Here is a 15,107-nt window from a genome sequence, read left to right on the forward strand (position 1 = left end):
CCTGAAGGAGACCTTACAGATGAAAGAAAAATTATATACCATTCCTCTGATGGATGCTTTTAAAGCAGAGGACGAATGCCCTTTCTGTTTTGTGGAGCGCCAGCTGGAACAGCATGCCATGGATTTCGTTTTAGGTGCCGGCGCATCTTATATGGAAGACGATGTACGGGCAGAAACTGATAAAATGGGCTTTTGCCGTACCCACTATAAGAAAATGTATGACTACGGAAACCGTCTGGGTACAGGGCTGATTCTGAAAACCCATTTTCAGTACAAAACAAAAGAGCTTCATGAACAGATCAGGATTTTCGCTCCTTCCAGGGCTTCCGTTTTTTCCAGATTTAAGAAAGGAAACACAGATACAGATGCACCGAAGACTTCTCTTGGCGTATGGGTAAAAGAACAGGAAGATACCTGCTATATCTGCAATTTTTATAAAGATACCTATGCAAGATATCTGGATACTTTTTTTGAACTGTTTAAAAAAAATCAGGAATTTCTCCCACTTTTTGAAACCTGTAAGGGATTTTGCATTCCCCATTTCGGAGATCTGGTTGAAACAGCTGAAAGTGCTTTATCTGATAAAGAGAAAAAAGCCTTTTACGCTATCCTTTTCCCAATGATGGAACAGAATATGCAAAGGCTTTCTGATGATCTGGACTGGTTCTGCGATAAGTTTGATTACCGCAATAAAGATGCGGACTGGCGTACTTCCAAGGATGCACTGCCGCGTGGAATGCAGAAAGCGGCAGGAGGATATCCGGCAGATGAGCCTTATACTATGGACAAGTAAAACCAAACAAGCTCCTGTTCGTTGCTTACGCAAATAAAGACTCCTCAAATTAACATTCTTTAGAGCGTGTTAATTTGAGGAGTTTTTTATTTGTCAGTTTTCAGAACTTTCTCCAGGTATCTCTCTTAAACAAAAGTAACAGCGGGAATACTTCAAGCCTTCCTGCCAGCATATCAAAGATCATAACACCCTTAGAAATATAAGAATACGTATTAAAGTTCCCGGTAGGTCCCACAGCTCCAAGCCCAGGTCCTATATTATTCAAAGTGGCTGCGATCGCGGTGAAATTGGAAACCATATCCAGATTGTCCAGACTTATAATCAACAGTGAAGTAACAAAAATCATAATGTACACAAACAGGAACATGTTTGTAGCTCGCACCACCTCATGGGGAATCGCCTTATCATCCATCTTGATCTTCTTCACTGCATTTGGGTGCAGATACAGCTGCAGTTCCTTGCGTGCAGATTTACACAGGATCAGAAGACGGGATACCTTGATACCGCCGCCTGTACTTCCTGCACAGGCTCCCACAAACATAAGGATAACCAGAATAGTCTTAGAAAATACCGGCCACACATTGAAATCTGTGGTAGCATATCCAGTAGTCGTAATGATGGATCCCACCTGGAAAGCAGCCTGCTGGAAAGCTCTTCCAAAGCTTGTGAACATTTCTCTTGTATTAATAGCGATAGCTACAATGGCCAAGCCAATAATCCCCAGATAGTAACGTACCTCTTCATTCTTGGCTGCCTGCATTACTTTCTTCGTCAGAAGCAGATAATAGGCATTAAAGTTGATTCCAAAAAGAATCATAAAGACCGTGATCACCACCTGATTATACGTGCTGTAGCTTGCAATACTGTCATTTTTGATACCAAAACCACCGGTACCTGCGGTACCAAAACTAAGGCACAATGTATCAAACAGAGGCATTTTTCCAATGAGAAGGAAAATTATCTCCACAATAGTCAGAATAATGTATATGGTATACAAAATCTTGGCTGTGGACTGTACCTTCGGCACCAATTTGCTGACAGACGGTCCCGGGCTCTCTGCTTTCATCAGATTCATGTGGTATCCACCGGTAAGAGGCAGCAGGCAGAGAATAAATACCAGTACTCCCATTCCGCCAATCCAGTGGGTAAAGCTTCTCCAGATCAGCATACAGTGAGACAGAGCCTCCACATCACTCAAAATACTGGCTCCAGTCGTGGTAAAACCGGAAACAGTCTCAAATATTGCATCTATAGGATGGGGAATACTTCCTGAAATAATAAAAGGAAGGGCTCCTGCAATACTGAGTACCAGCCAGCTGAGAGCAACTGTAACAGCACCCTCTTTGGCATGGAATACTTTGCTTTTTCTTTTTCTCCTGGTAAGCGGAATTCCGATTGTCAGGCAGATCAGCATCGTGATCAGAAATGCCAGACCATTTTTTTCCCGGTAAATGATTGCTGTTATTCCTGGCAAAATCATAAATGCCGCTTCAAAATTGAAGATCCAGCCAAGAATATAAGATATCATGGAATAATTCATGTCCGGACTCCTTTACTTTGCAAGTATATCGTTGATATCACGAAGACCTCTGTTCGTGGTAACAATTACAACTCTGTCTCCAATTTCCAGTGCATCATGTCCACGGGGAATGCGCACACTGCCATCCCGGTAAAGACATCCAACCAGAAGATTCTTCTTCAGATTCAGTTCGGACAATGTCCTTCCTACAATAGGTGAATTATCACAGATCTTAAATTCCAGGGCTTCTGCCTTTCCATCCAGAATGTGATACAAGGTCTCCACATTACTTCCAATGGAATTCTGAGTTGCTCTTACATACTGCAAAATATAATCTGCAGTAATGTATTTCGGGTAAATAACACTTCCGATGTCCAGACTGTCAATAATATCGTCATAGGCAAGTCTGTTTACCTTGGCAACCAGCTTGGCATTCGAAATAGTCTTTGCGAAAAGGGAAAGGAAAATATTCTCCTCGTCCATATTAGTCAAAGTTACAAAGGACTCAGCACTTTCCAGCCCCTCTTCCAGAAGAAGGGAACGGTCTGTGCCGTCACCGTTAATAATCGTAGCATCTGTAAGTTCTTCGCTTAGGAACTCACAGCGGTTCTTATCTTTCTCAATTACCTTGACTTTGATCTTCATGGCAAGCAGGGCCTTGGCAAGATAATAAGAAATAGTTCCGCCTCCTACGATCACGGTGTTCTTTACCTGATGGGTCTTCAAGCCAATCTTTTTAAAGAAAGCTGCTGCATTTTGCGGGGTAGCAAGAATAGAAATCACATCTCCATTCCGGATCACATTGGTACCGCCTGGAATGGTAGTATAATCTTTTCCCTCAATAGCGCAGAAAAGAATATCGCAGCGAAAGTGCTCCGTAATCTGCTGAATGCTCTTTCCATCCAGTTCAAATTCAGGCATTACTTTAAATTTCAGAAGTTCTACCTTGCCTCTGGCAAAAGTATCAATCTTTATGGCGGATGGAAAACGCAGAAGTTTTGAAATTTCCTGTGCTGCTGCCAGTTCCGGGTTGATGATCATGGTTACACCCAGACGCTCCTTGATAAAACCGATCTCCTTACTGTAAATCGGATTACGCACACGGGCAATTGTGTGGCAGTGACCAGTCTTCTGGGCGATCAGACAGCATAGAAGGTTCATCTCATCTGATACAGTAACTGCGATAAGAATGTCTGCGTTCTCAATTCCCGCTTCCATAAGAGTATTGATACTTGCTCCATTTCCAACAACGCCCATAGCATCTACTTCATCTATAATCTCATTAATCCTGTCCGGATTGATATCGATCAGAGTTATATCAGTATCCTCTTCCTGAAGCTGCTCTGCAAGTGTACGTCCAACTTTTCCACACCCGACAATTATAATTTGCATAAATCCTCCAAATATATAAATAATAGGAAAATGTCAGGTCACAGACAAAAAGCGAGTCTGCTCCTAACATTCTAAACACTGCTATTATAGCACTACTGTATGCTTTTGGAAATAGTCATTTTCTTACAGTAAATCTTAGAGTGTGTTTGAAGTTAACTGTGGACTTTGTTCACAAAAAGCCCGGGAAGTGCGGCGCGAAATCATGCGAATGCGTGATTTCTGTGCATCGCGAAGCGCGTTACTGTGAACGGAGTGAACAGCAACGTGTTGTTCGAACAGGCGTTTACTTTTTATTTCATATGTAGTACAATGACTTTATCTCTATAAATATACTTTTATTTCATTTTCCCGAATTTGGCTTTCGCCATTAACTTTATAAACAGGATATTTTCCCCAGAAATGGAAGGAGGCCGGTGCTTTCGCACCGGCGCGTATGAAAAAGAAAAATATTAAATTAAGAAAGACTTGGTGCTTTCTACAGTTAATAATATACGAAACAAATGTGATAAAAGTGTGAAAGACTTTTGAAAAAATCATGAAACGATTTCTGCTGTTTTTGTATAAAAAAACGAAACAATAACTCAAAATAAGGGATTTTACCAGATGAATGGACACAAATTTGAATATAAATGCGCCCGGATGCTGCGCCGAAAGGGATTTCACCATGTAGAAGTTACCAAAAAAAGTGGTGACCAGGGTGTTGACATCATTGCCTACAAACATTTTTCAAAATATGCAGTTCAATGCAAATATTATTCTTATCCAGTTGGGAATAAAGCCGTGCAAGAGGTCTATGCCGGGGGCAAATACTATGACTGCGACCGCTGCATCGTTATGACAAATGGCACTTTCACCAAGGCAGCTATCAGCGCAGCCAATAAATTAGATGTAAAGCTATGGGACAACTGCTCTATGTTAAAGAGTACAAGTCTGATTTTTGAAATAATGAGAGCAATGAATATTCTTGGAATCCTATTTGGATGTTATCTTCTAAGAAATGTTTTTCCATTTTCTTCGGATACTTATTTGCAGTATTATCGGGAATTTTCCCTGATTCTGGCTGGGCTTCTTGGCTGGCTGGGCTGGGAGAACTGGATGTTAAGTACTTTAGCTGGAGCACTGTACCTTTTCCTTGAATTTACATTTCAAGGAGCAGGCAACGTTCCTGAATTCCTGGCAGGCGGTGTAAATCTTGTATTTCTGATTCCCGCACTGATTTATTTTGTGCATGTGTATCTCTTAAAACCAAAGCCATAATAAAAAATACCATCCGTTCTTTTCACTGCACCACCAACAGTATACGTAACTATTACATTCTCTTATATAAACACATTTATATATTTTTACATAGAATAAAGGGAAAGACCTTACGGAATAAGGAAAGGATCTGTTTATGGAAAATTATCAGATGAACCGTTCGGGCTGCCGCCCTTATAATAGAACCTGCGGGATGATGAATTTCTCTCCCGCTCCACTGTCGCAAATGCGGCGAGAGACTTCTTGCAGCGAAATGAATTGTGAGTCCTCAGACTGTACCAGACCATATAAAAATTCCGGTGATTTCATACCTGTGAAGTCTTCATACAATCCGCCAATTTCCCAAACACCAAACTGCCCCTGCACTAAACCAGTTTCATCAAAAACAGATAATATGTATGAGCACCTGAAACACCTGACACCAGCAATGGCCTATGTACCATATCAGAATTTCACTTCAGCCTATGATCTTGACTATGCCTTGTCTGTGGGCACTATTTTCCCACAGCTTTGTAAACCATTCTGTGGAAAGAGAGGTATTCGAAGATGATGAGAAAGCAGCCTTCCCCAAGATGCTCTTTTTTACAGCAGATCAATGAGGTTAGTTTCGCTGTCAATGACATGCTTCTTTATCTGGATACTCACCCTGAGGATCAAAAAGCATTGCGCTATTTTTCCGATATTTCTGACCGTCGCAACCAGCTGATGGCCGAATATGCTGAGAAATACGGTCCTCTGACCATCGACAGTGCAGCTGTAAGCAGTGAAAATGCATGGAAATGGTCTCAGCAGCCATTTCCATGGGAAAAGGAAGGAGCGTGACAGTTTATGTGGAATTATGAAAAAAGATTACAGTATCCAATCAATATCAAAACGCCAAATGCGAAGCTGGCTCAGTTCATTATGAGCCAGTATGGTGGCCCGGAGTGCAGCAACCTATACTAGGACAATATTCACCTTTTTAGGGTTATTTTTCAAACCGGTTGATGATACAATATTTAATAGGAAGAAAAGCCTTTACTCTCCTGAGGGGCAACTCGCGGGATTGTAAAGGCTTTTCTTGTCTAAGGGAAATCTCATGTTCAGTTTTACTGTACCAGATTCTTTCTTATTTGTCGAGTTTTATCGTGCGAGATAGTACGACAGCATTCGACATCACAGGCTCTTCACCAGTACAGTGAAGCCTGCTGCCTTCAGCTTCTTTACCACTTTGTTGGCAGCCTTCTTTGTTCTGTAGGTGCCAACCTGGACACGGTATGGGACAGAACCGGATACTTTGCGAATACTTGCTGAAAATCCTTTTTTCTTAAGCACTTTCACCATTACATCTGCATTTTCTTTTGTTCCGTAGGCTCCAGCCTGGATGTAATACTTGGCAGCTGCTTTCTGCCGTAAAAGATTTTTAATCTGGTTCTGTGTCTTTTCTCCTGCCAGTCCGTCCTCTGTCAGATTCTGATTCTTCTGGAATGTCTTAACTGCTTTTTCGGTACCGTCTCCAAAGATTCCGTCGGCTCCTGCGGATCCGCAGTTATATCCCAGCTTTATAAGATTCTGCTGAAGCTGTTTGACCTCATCTCCGGAATCTCCTTTCTGAAGATAATTTCGTTTTTCTGTTACTCCCATATATGCTGCTGTCTTTTCTATAAAAGATGGCCACAGTCCTTCTTTTATAATTCTTCTTGGACAGTTCTTCCTAGAAGCGTCATAGTGGCGTTTCAGGCGATCAGTTCCCCAGCCATACTGTTTCAGAAGATAAGCTGCCAGCTGTTCTGCCTTGTCTACGGCCACATAATAATCCGTCTCTGGGTTCACACAGATTTCAATATTGATGCTGTTTAGATTGGTAATTCCATACTTTCCTTTTCCATCTCCCACCGCCCAGGCGCCGTCTGAATGTTCCAGGGTCTGGTAAATGCTTTTGGAATCCACATAGTAATGCACAGTGGCATCCAGGTTTCCATTACTCATGGCTCTTGCGTGAGCATTTGCATCCGCACCTTTTCCCCAGTTGTCTGTCTCGTGAATTACCACATAAGCAGGTTTATTCTGACCTACGTAACATTTCTTTTTGGTAAGCATTTTAATAATATCCATAATCTTCCTCCGTCAAAAAATTGAGGGCGATCACTCGCCCTCGTCAATATCTTCCCCATCTTTATTAATTGCTTTGTCTGCCACTTCCAACCCCTTGATCAGGATCTTCGGGACGTCCACTCCCATCTCCACCAGATTCTCACAAATAGACCTGATCTCATTTACTAACAGGGATGCCAGGACAAAGAACCCCAGCAATGTAGTGATTCCAAGATCAATTCCAAGCGTCTTGCCTAACTCCACGAACACTGCCGAAGCTCCAAAGGCTACTGCGATCATAATCCAGTAAGCCAGTTTCTTCAGAACGCCCTTCCATCCTGCCTTGGAATTCTCTTTGTGTGTCAGTCTGGCTTTCATCCAACCTGTGATCCAGTCCGCAACATTGAACGCCAGGAAAAGAGCAAACAGAATCCAATGTTCTCCAAAGATATAGCTCAATACAGCAACAACTGCGCCAACAATGGCATTATACGTATCAATCACCTTCATAATTATGTGTTCTCCTTCTTATTATATTATTTTATGGTATAAAAATAAGACCGGTTACACGGTCTCGCCCTGGGTTCGTTCATATAATTTTCACGCCACCTTTCTTTTCAGCGCTTCAATTTCTTCGTGCTGCAGCTGGATTGCCTTGATCAGATACGGGATCACAGCTCTTTCATTCCAGTCTTCAATCAGTCCGTTCTGGTATCTGGCAGCTAATGGAAGGTACTGTTCCACATCCTCTGCGTAAAGCCCGGGAATGGGAACGGCGCTGTCTTTTTCCAGATAGCCAGGCTTATAAACAAAGAACACGGTTGGAAGCTTATACAGATTTTGTATATCATTATCTGTCATGTCCCGGATATGGTTCTTGTATCTTCTGGATGAACTGGATAAATAAGAAACCGTAGCCCCATCACTGTCAAATACCAGATGTCCTCCAGACGATACATGACCTAATCCGAATATCTTGAATCTCTCCGTGCCATCGTCAAAACCACTGCTATCTGTATTTACAGCTGTGTAAAGATGTAAGCCGTTTTTTACTGTAAGTGCTCCTCCGGTTGAACTTATTTTACACGTTCCGAATTTTAAATATCCATCCGAGTGTATAGTCAGCGCATCTATTCCGGCAAAACGTGACTGAATTTTATCGGACGATATCGTCCATCCTCCCAGCGTACCTTTGGTGCTTTTTATACTTCCATCGGTTAAAATGCAAAAATAGCTATTAGCAGTTACCACACCGTTTAAATTGATCTTGCTCGCGTTAATGGAAATACTTTCTGCAGACTGGTTGATCTGGGAGATCAGGCTGGCCTTGTCTGCCTTTTTGCTCCAGGATGTGGAACTGGTTACGGTGCTGACGATTGCGGAATCTGTGATCTTCAGTGCGGCCTGGGACTTCCAGGTCTCTAGATTTGATATCTTTGTACTGGCGTCGCTCAGCCCCTCCTTAGTTGCATAAGTCTTTGAAACAGATGCTGTGATAGAATCCGCATTCTGCTTAATGGCTGATTCCATAGCAGTTACAGTCGGATACGATTTCAGAAGTTCTTCTGTATTTGCATTCGCAGCTTTTACTGCTGCACTTTGTGCCGCATCCGCATATCCCTTTGCGGATTTATCCGCTGATTGCACGGCATTGTCTGCATATTTCTTTGCACTTGTGTCAGCTTCTGCCAGTGAAGATTTAACATTTTGTGTTGTCGCATAAGTCTGGGAAACGGTACTTGACAGTCCATCCACACTTGCCTTAATGGCTGCATTCATGGCAGTAGTCGTGGAATAGTCACTGTTTATCCTGGTACTAAGGTTGGTCAGGTTTACCGAAAGTCCATCCAAGCCTGCTTTGTAATCTGCTACTTTTGCATCCAGGGAACTGTACTGACCGGTTACGGTATCGTATTTACTGCTGATATCGGAAAACTGCAGCTGAAGGCTGTTTATATCCAGTACGGCTGATGCAAGTTTACTGTACATGGTTGCCTTGCTGTTCTGCAGCTCAATCAATTCTGACTCGCTGATCAGTGCAGAGATCTTTCCTCTGACTACTTGGACAGCTGTTTCATTAGACTGGAAACGCTTCAGTACATAATCCTGCGAGTATATATTGACTGGTTGCTCGAATATCATCGGGTTTTTCCTCCTTTCCGGATAAAAATCCATAATAAAAGACACCTTGGGAGGTGCCCTTTAGCATGAATTCTTGTTTTACTAAACAATATGGCAAGTCATTAAAATCTGTCATTATGAGCATAAGTGGAATTAAAATAAAAAACTCAGATCCAGGATTTGAATACTATTCTGATCCCATAGAAGCTAATATCCCAGAAGGAACAACCATTGTAGCGGTAATTCTGTGTGGAGGGTTTAGTGCTGGAGTAGTGGTTTCTTCTACAAATAAGAATGATTTTACTTTATCATGTAACAATTCTGTTGTGTTGCCAGCAAACAGGAGTGCCAGAATTTGGTATATTTAATTTTGAAAGAGGCAACAGGTACATCTTTTGGGCTAAGATTTATTTGCAAAATAATAAAAATTATTTAGCAAGTAATCATAACAATAGCGCCTCTATAGCTTCCTTTGGTGAGGTTTTCGACATTAGTTAAACTTATTCCACCTGTAGCGCCATAATTATCTATCAATAATATTTTTTTATCAAAATTGGAATTATCTACAAAGCTAGCAGAAATACCATTTATAAGAGGTGACTTAATAGGAATATTGGTAACAAGTTGTGTTCGTGATGGAATATCACCAATTATCTTCAATGATGCTTGTAATACTACAAGTTTTCCGATGGTGATGGTATGTATATGTATTTCACCGATATTCTGATGTTTATTAACTGACTCAGAATTATCGTTCAGTTTTGCTGAGTTGCCATATTATACGCAAGCTCCTTTTTCCCTCAAAAATACAATCGTTTTCCCAAAGGCCGCACTTCCCCGAGCCACCTTTTCAGCTGGCTTTTCCAACATTTATTTTTTCCTTTTCCTATGCGATCAGACGCATAAAGGATGCTTTTACTGATTCCTGTTTAACACTTACGTACAGCATTGTTGTGTCCGACTTTGCGTGCCCAGCATAAGCTTGGATTTCTTGTAATGGCACACCTCTGGCACCTGCATCCGTAAGTAATGTTCTTCTAAATTTATGCGGATGCGCATGTACTCCTGCTTCCGCTCCAAGTTTCCGGAGCATGTCTTGTATTGCCTGCCTTCCCAGGCGATTATACGGCTTCCTTCCTCTCACAAACAATGCCGGATTGTTATCGTCTCTACTCTCCAGATATTTCTTAAGATGATAAACACAACCTTCTGTAAGATACACTTTACGCTCCTTCTTACCCTTTTGACCGTAAATGATTATTTCTCTGTTTACAAAATCTACATCATCCCGATTAAGAGCTACCACTTCGCCAATACGCCCAGCCGTACTGTATAAGAGCTCCATGATTGCCACATCTCTTTCCGTTTTCGCTACATCTTTAAGATGTTCCCGCTCTTCTGCAGTGTAAGGTTTCTTGATTTTCTGCGGCACTTTTACACGTTTTAATCTTCTAGCTGGATTCCTGTTTATGTAGCCTTCATCCGTAGCCCAACTGAAGAATCCGCTGATATTGTGCCGCAAAGTTTCAAGGTAAGCCAACGAAATTTTCCTCTGTTCCTGGTATACAGCCAAATAGTACCTAAGATCATTGGTAGTTATTTCGTGAATTTTCTTATTAATTCCCTGAAATAGTAGTGTAATGCACCGATTGTACGCCAGTAGTGTAGATTCTGCGCAGTTTTCCAAACGTTTACTAGCTATGTACAGCTTTAGAATTCGCTCCCAGTGTCGTTCCGAAGTAACCAGCTGTGTGCACTCCTCTCTCACTTCCATGCCATGAAGATTGATTGCAAGAACGTTTTCCAGTTTCTGAAGCTGTTCGTCAGTAAGGCTATCCTGCATTGCTACAATTACATTTTGAATCAATTTTTCGGTCATAAATGAATACCTCCCTTCCTGATTCCATTATATTTTCCGGTACCAGGAAGGTCTACCCTACAAAGTGCTGACTATATAATATGGCAACTCAAAAACAAAGATTTCCACAATACAAACCGAATACGGATATCTTTACCTAAAAAGGACTATAAATACGGTAGGTGTATACGGCGCATTTGAAAACTTACCGCTTAATACGGAACGAATTGAAATAACAAAAGATTTTAAAGATTTTAACCCTAATTATTCTTACGCAGTTGTAGATGTAAAAAGTGGTGCAGGTCCCTTTGATACTGTTGGCTCCCTATGGTTATATCCCAACGGACAAACAATGCAATTATATAAGCCTGCGAATCTTTCAAGAGCTTATATCACAGGAAATTATGTCATACAGGCATAATTATTAATATGTACAGTTAATTACTCCTAAGCTCTTACAAGAGGTATGCAAATCAGTAAGCTGGATTTTGGTGCAAATCCTGTAAAACTAACTGTAAAAGGATTTCCTTTTGTAATTGAAGCTTCAATAGAGCTGTTACTTCCAAGTATAAGTCTTTGTACACTTGCATAAGTTACGCCTCCACTAGCGATATACAAGGAAGGTGTTTTGGTAAACGTACTGTATCCACGATCTCCGATAAATATTAAGTATGATATTTCGTTATCGGATTTTGCTCCACCTTTTAATGTTAAATCATATGAACTGAGTGGATTATTATCGTCCCCAAGATTTTTGTAAAAAGTATTATGGCTTCCAAGATTGCCATATAAATAGTTAATGGCTGCCGGTAGTGTCTGGGTTCCGCTGTCTAAACCGAAGGTTTGTGAGGTCAATCCATTCAAAATCTGCTTTGTCAAATCCTCCAACGTAATAATCCCACCCTCATTCGTGGTGGGATCGATGAACATCAATTCTTTCCCTGCAGGAATCTGTGTTACTTTTGTGAGGCCGTTTGCGTCCTGGCCGTCTTGTGGTAATGCCATAGCTTAATCTCCTTTCTTTATACCGCATCTACATTCAGATTGACAGCTTTCCCTCCGATCACAAGGAGTTTGCCGCCTACTATGAGCGCTGCAGTCTTGTATGTGGTAAATCGTCCGATCACCACACCGCCAAACATGTAATCTTCATTCTTTACTTTGATACTGTAGCCGTATCCCAGGAAGCTCTCACCGCTTTCAGTCTTTTTACGCCAGGAAAACCATGCTGCCGGATAATTCTTTGTGACCTCGCTTCCATTCTGGTACACAACTGCAGTCACAGTTGTAGTGCCGTCTTCGTTATCATGATAGCGGACATTGTACAGAAGTGAATTTCCCACCAGACCGTGTAGGTCTGTAGTTGTCTCGGACAGATTCATCTTCAAACCATCCACGCTTGTCTCAATGTTGGCTACTTTCTGGTTTGTCGTAACAATGGCAGCTTTTGCCTGGTCTGCGGTATTCTGGGCGGCTTTGATATCATCAGCCAGCCCTTCCGCATCTGCCAGGAGCATGACGGTCTGGGTATCCAGGTTCTGGGCTCCGGATGTATCATATAAAGTACAGCGGATCATGTTCACGTCAGCTCCGGAGGGAGCATATATCTTCATGATCTCAGCAGATGAAGAACCATACTTCAAAACATAGGTCTTTCCATTGTCTTTTGATTCCTCGATCTGAAAAATTCCGGAATAACTGCTGATGATCCCATTGTCATTCTTAAATGCTGAGAAAGTCACGCTTTCCGGAACCAGAGTCTTTCCGTCCTTTTGTTTCCGGATCACCTGGCTGCTGACTCTGAGGTCATAGCTGAGACCAATCTTCCCGTCCTTAGCCTTACTGATGGAAAATCTCTTGGTGATCCAGGAGCCCATTGACTTTACAACAAGCGTTTTACCGCCTACTACAAGCCCTTTTCCACCGACCAGGAGAACTTTCCCTTCCAGTCCGTAAAGCCCCGAAATATCCACGTAGCCGTTGTCAGAAGTCATTGCTGTGACCTGATACGTTCTGGTTTTCGGGTTCCAGGTACCGCTTACACCTTCAGAAACGTTCACCGTAATCTGGTCAATATGATCGGAAACATCCGTATCACCCAGATACACGGAAAAAGTGGTATGACAGCTGCTGTAATCCCCACCGGAACCATCCGTATAGGTATGGACCACATGCGCATCATTGTCCAGGGAAGCCCCGATTGCATCCAGGGTGGAAATCCCGGACAAAGTGTCCAGGGCTTTCTTCGCCGCGTCAGAAGCTGCATTTGCCGTGTTGCTGGCGGCATTTGCGGTACTGGCGGCATTGGATGCAGTCGTAGAAGCACTGACAATGTTGGTATTCATCTGGCTGTATAACTGGTTCAGGCTCTGGTTCTGATCGTCAAACCAGATCCGGCTGCTCTTGATACTCTGGGAGCTGCCATTGATAGCCGACACCACCGAAGGGATATCCAACTTAGTGCCGGCAATGGCTGCGTTATCCGCCACCATCTTATTCACGATCAGACCATCTGCGATAGCTCCAGGCTTCACGCCTGTGGCATCCAGCAGAATCCCTTTTCCGGTCTTATCGAACAGGGAAAAGGTAAAATCACCGTTTGCATCCCTGCCAGCCTGCATCCGGACGGTTCCATCTATGTCCCTCCACTGCTGGGTTGCCCCCTGGATCTTAATCCCGCCATCATCAGATGTGATCATAAATTTATTGGTGGAAATGGTGCCACTTAAAAGATCTCCAACTGAAACCGTCTGCATAACTGCAGTTCTGATCAGTGCAGAGTCAATCACAGCATTCTGGGAAGTAAGGTGGATGTTCTGCAAATCCCCCACACCGGCACCACCAGCAAGCAGAGTTTTGATATTGGCATAACTGGAATCCAGGATATTGATCTTTGCATTGGCGGCAGTAAAATTTGTAGCAGTCAGATCCCTGAAGCTTCCAAACTCTGCATCCAGGTTCTGTACCGTCGCATTGACCGCATTCAGATTCTGGATTGTTGCAAATTTCAAATTGGCAGTATCCACATCCAGCTTGTTGATCATAGCGTGGTCGATCATCACCAGCTGTGCATAATACCGCTCCATTTCTTTTGTGGCAGGACCTTTCCAGTTTGCATTTGTTTCATCTTCTGATAAACCCACAGCCTCCACAGAATCCGTAAAACCGCCATCATACTCCCTTTCCAGTTTCATCAGCGGAACCTTGTAGGAGCCCCCTTTTCTGTCTTCCACGGTGAGGACGTCCCACGGATCCAGCCGTGGGTCTCCCATCATCCGTAGGGAACCTGGCATATAGGAAAAACCTTTCAGGGAATCCATCACTTTGTCCAGGGTATCCTGTGCCATAAACGGATTGGAAAAGATCACTGCCCTTGGTCCATCTCCAGATGAAACAGAAACATCTTTCCCCTCTTCGTCCTGGCCAGTGTAACAGGTAAGCTTTTCCATCTGGAACAGGTAATCGTTGTGCTCAAAAGAATCCCAGTATCTGCCGGTGCTGACCGTATAACCGCTGTCCACGTACCTGTGCAGTTCAATCTGTCCGTTTCTGTTACATACTGCAAAACAGCCATGAAGCTGTGCTGCGTAAGAAAGGACCTCCCTGCAGCTGTAACCTTTCGGAACCTCCATGGAAATGCCGGAAAGACCATCAGTTACAACCATTACCCCTGTGATTTCCTGGATCCTTTTCAGAACAGCCGCCGTATCCGTACTGTCTCCGTCCATGGAGAATGCACGCTCTGTTTTCATCATCCGGTCATAGGCTGTAAACTCAATCTGTTCTTCATTTCTGGATGGTTTTCCAGGCGTGAAATATCCCATGGGGATGTATTCCACCAGACCGTTCACTTCCATTCCGATCTGGACCAGGAGCTCATGCCCCTCAATGGCTTTTCCCGGATCCGGAATTATGATGGTAACGTACTGGCTCACTGTGGAGCCAAGGGAAAAGTCATCCTCCCCTTCTGCTCCGCCAGTAAACTTAATGCTTTTCGCATTTGTTATGGATACATCATCATATGTGATGAGTGCTTTAAAAGTTCTGGAATCCTGTAGTACCAGGTTTCCAAAAGCTTCTGAAGACTGATACAC

Annotated in this window: 13 protein-coding genes and 1 pseudogene; 6 read left to right on the forward strand and 8 right to left on the reverse strand. The window is 42.8% G+C overall.

Annotated elements, in window-relative coordinates:
* The first annotated feature begins 19 nt into the window (after positions 1–19).
* Positions 20–793, forward strand: a complete 774-nt coding sequence (locus ABHC48_RS10495; RefSeq protein WP_195699439.1) for a DUF6062 family protein — start codon at positions 20–22, stop codon at positions 791–793.
* Positions 794–893: 100 nt separating this feature from the next.
* Here the strand turns inward: ABHC48_RS10495 and ABHC48_RS10500 are convergent, their stop codons facing one another.
* Complete coding sequence (locus ABHC48_RS10500) at positions 894–2,333, reverse strand: TrkH family potassium uptake protein (RefSeq protein ID WP_195379669.1); 1,440 nt, start codon at positions 2,331–2,333, stop codon at positions 894–896.
* A gap of 12 nt (positions 2,334–2,345) precedes the next feature.
* Entirely contained in the window at positions 2,346–3,704 is a 1,359-nt protein-coding gene (trkA, locus tag ABHC48_RS10505) for a Trk system potassium transporter TrkA (protein WP_195379668.1), read from the reverse strand.
* A gap of 603 nt (positions 3,705–4,307) precedes the next feature.
* Here trkA and ABHC48_RS10510 point away from each other — a divergent pair.
* The 4 genes and pseudogenes from ABHC48_RS10510 to ABHC48_RS10525 form a co-directional block, all read left to right on the forward strand.
* Positions 4,308–4,961, forward strand: a complete 654-nt coding sequence (locus ABHC48_RS10510) for a restriction endonuclease (RefSeq protein ID WP_118581084.1) — start codon at positions 4,308–4,310, stop codon at positions 4,959–4,961.
* Positions 4,962–5,388: 427 nt separating this feature from the next.
* Positions 5,389–5,511 (forward strand): spore coat associated protein CotJA, encoded by a 123-nt coding sequence (locus tag ABHC48_RS10515; RefSeq protein WP_226815951.1) that lies wholly within the window; start codon positions 5,389–5,391, stop codon positions 5,509–5,511.
* On the forward strand, positions 5,508–5,783 hold the full coding sequence (locus ABHC48_RS10520; protein WP_118581087.1) for a spore coat protein CotJB: 276 nt from the start codon (positions 5,508–5,510) through the stop codon (positions 5,781–5,783). The genes ABHC48_RS10515 and ABHC48_RS10520 overlap by 4 nt, the downstream gene beginning before the upstream one ends.
* Before the next feature lie 6 nt (positions 5,784–5,789).
* A pseudogene (locus ABHC48_RS10525) lies at positions 5,790–5,888 on the forward strand (manganese catalase family protein); the annotation flags it as partial.
* 228 nt (positions 5,889–6,116) lie between these two features.
* On the opposite strand, the gene ABHC48_RS10530 reads toward ABHC48_RS10525, so the two are convergent.
* The 3 genes from ABHC48_RS10530 to ABHC48_RS10540 form a co-directional block, all read right to left on the reverse strand.
* Positions 6,117–7,055, reverse strand: a complete 939-nt coding sequence (locus tag ABHC48_RS10530; RefSeq protein ID WP_195699440.1) for an N-acetylmuramoyl-L-alanine amidase — start codon at positions 7,053–7,055, stop codon at positions 6,117–6,119.
* A gap of 30 nt (positions 7,056–7,085) precedes the next feature.
* Positions 7,086–7,544: a phage holin family protein gene (locus ABHC48_RS10535; protein ID WP_195699441.1), complete on the reverse strand. Its 459-nt coding sequence runs from the start codon at positions 7,542–7,544 to the stop codon at positions 7,086–7,088.
* Positions 7,545–7,634: 90 nt separating this feature from the next.
* Positions 7,635–9,176, reverse strand: a complete 1,542-nt coding sequence (locus tag ABHC48_RS10540; RefSeq protein WP_195699442.1) for a tail fiber domain-containing protein — start codon at positions 9,174–9,176, stop codon at positions 7,635–7,637.
* Between the two features lie 65 nt (positions 9,177–9,241).
* Between ABHC48_RS10540 and ABHC48_RS10545 the strand changes: the two genes are divergently transcribed.
* Positions 9,242–9,523, forward strand: a complete 282-nt coding sequence (locus ABHC48_RS10545; protein WP_272066980.1) for a hypothetical protein — start codon at positions 9,242–9,244, stop codon at positions 9,521–9,523.
* 518 nt (positions 9,524–10,041) lie between these two features.
* Here ABHC48_RS10545 and ABHC48_RS10550 read toward each other — a convergent pair.
* The 3 genes from ABHC48_RS10550 to ABHC48_RS10560 all read right to left on the reverse strand — a co-directional run bounded on the left by ABHC48_RS10550 (position 10,042) and on the right by ABHC48_RS10560 (position 15,107).
* Positions 10,042–11,034 (reverse strand): tyrosine-type recombinase/integrase, encoded by a 993-nt coding sequence (locus ABHC48_RS10550; RefSeq protein WP_195699444.1) that lies wholly within the window; start codon positions 11,032–11,034, stop codon positions 10,042–10,044.
* Between the two features lie 426 nt (positions 11,035–11,460).
* Positions 11,461–12,018: a hypothetical protein gene (locus tag ABHC48_RS10555; RefSeq protein WP_272066981.1), complete on the reverse strand. Its 558-nt coding sequence runs from the start codon at positions 12,016–12,018 to the stop codon at positions 11,461–11,463.
* Positions 12,019–12,035: 17 nt separating this feature from the next.
* Positions 12,036–15,107 (reverse strand): hypothetical protein, encoded by a 3,072-nt coding sequence (locus tag ABHC48_RS10560; protein WP_195699446.1) that lies wholly within the window; start codon positions 15,105–15,107, stop codon positions 12,036–12,038.

The organism is Ruminococcus sp. 1001136sp1 (assembly GCF_039841815.1).
In the GTDB taxonomy this organism is placed as follows: domain Bacteria; phylum Bacillota; class Clostridia; order Lachnospirales; family Lachnospiraceae; genus Blautia_A; species Blautia_A faecis.

Excerpts from the sequence above, each read along its gene's own strand:
- ABHC48_RS10500 (WP_195379669.1), bottom strand. The coding sequence starts at position 2,333 with ATGAATTATTCCATGATATCTTATATTCTTGGCTGGATCTTCAATTTT.
- ABHC48_RS10555 (WP_272066981.1), bottom strand. The coding sequence starts at position 12,018 with ATGGCATTACCACAAGACGGCCAGGACGCAAACGGCCTCACAAAAGTA.
- ABHC48_RS10495 (WP_195699439.1), top strand. The coding sequence starts at position 20 with ATGAAAGAAAAATTATATACCATTCCTCTGATGGATGCTTTTAAAGCA.
- ABHC48_RS10520 (WP_118581087.1), top strand. The coding sequence starts at position 5,508 with ATGATGAGAAAGCAGCCTTCCCCAAGATGCTCTTTTTTACAGCAGATC.
- ABHC48_RS10535 (WP_195699441.1), bottom strand. The coding sequence starts at position 7,544 with ATGAAGGTGATTGATACGTATAATGCCATTGTTGGCGCAGTTGTTGCT.
- trkA (WP_195379668.1), bottom strand. The coding sequence starts at position 3,704 with ATGCAAATTATAATTGTCGGGTGTGGAAAAGTTGGACGTACACTTGCA.
- ABHC48_RS10545 (WP_272066980.1), top strand. The coding sequence starts at position 9,242 with ATGAATTCTTGTTTTACTAAACAATATGGCAAGTCATTAAAATCTGTC.
- ABHC48_RS10515 (WP_226815951.1), top strand. The coding sequence starts at position 5,389 with ATGGCCTATGTACCATATCAGAATTTCACTTCAGCCTATGATCTTGAC.
- ABHC48_RS10550 (WP_195699444.1), bottom strand. The coding sequence starts at position 11,034 with ATGACCGAAAAATTGATTCAAAATGTAATTGTAGCAATGCAGGATAGC.
- ABHC48_RS10540 (WP_195699442.1), bottom strand. The coding sequence starts at position 9,176 with ATGATATTCGAGCAACCAGTCAATATATACTCGCAGGATTATGTACTG.
- ABHC48_RS10530 (WP_195699440.1), bottom strand. The coding sequence starts at position 7,055 with ATGGATATTATTAAAATGCTTACCAAAAAGAAATGTTACGTAGGTCAG.
- ABHC48_RS10510 (WP_118581084.1), top strand. The coding sequence starts at position 4,308 with ATGAATGGACACAAATTTGAATATAAATGCGCCCGGATGCTGCGCCGA.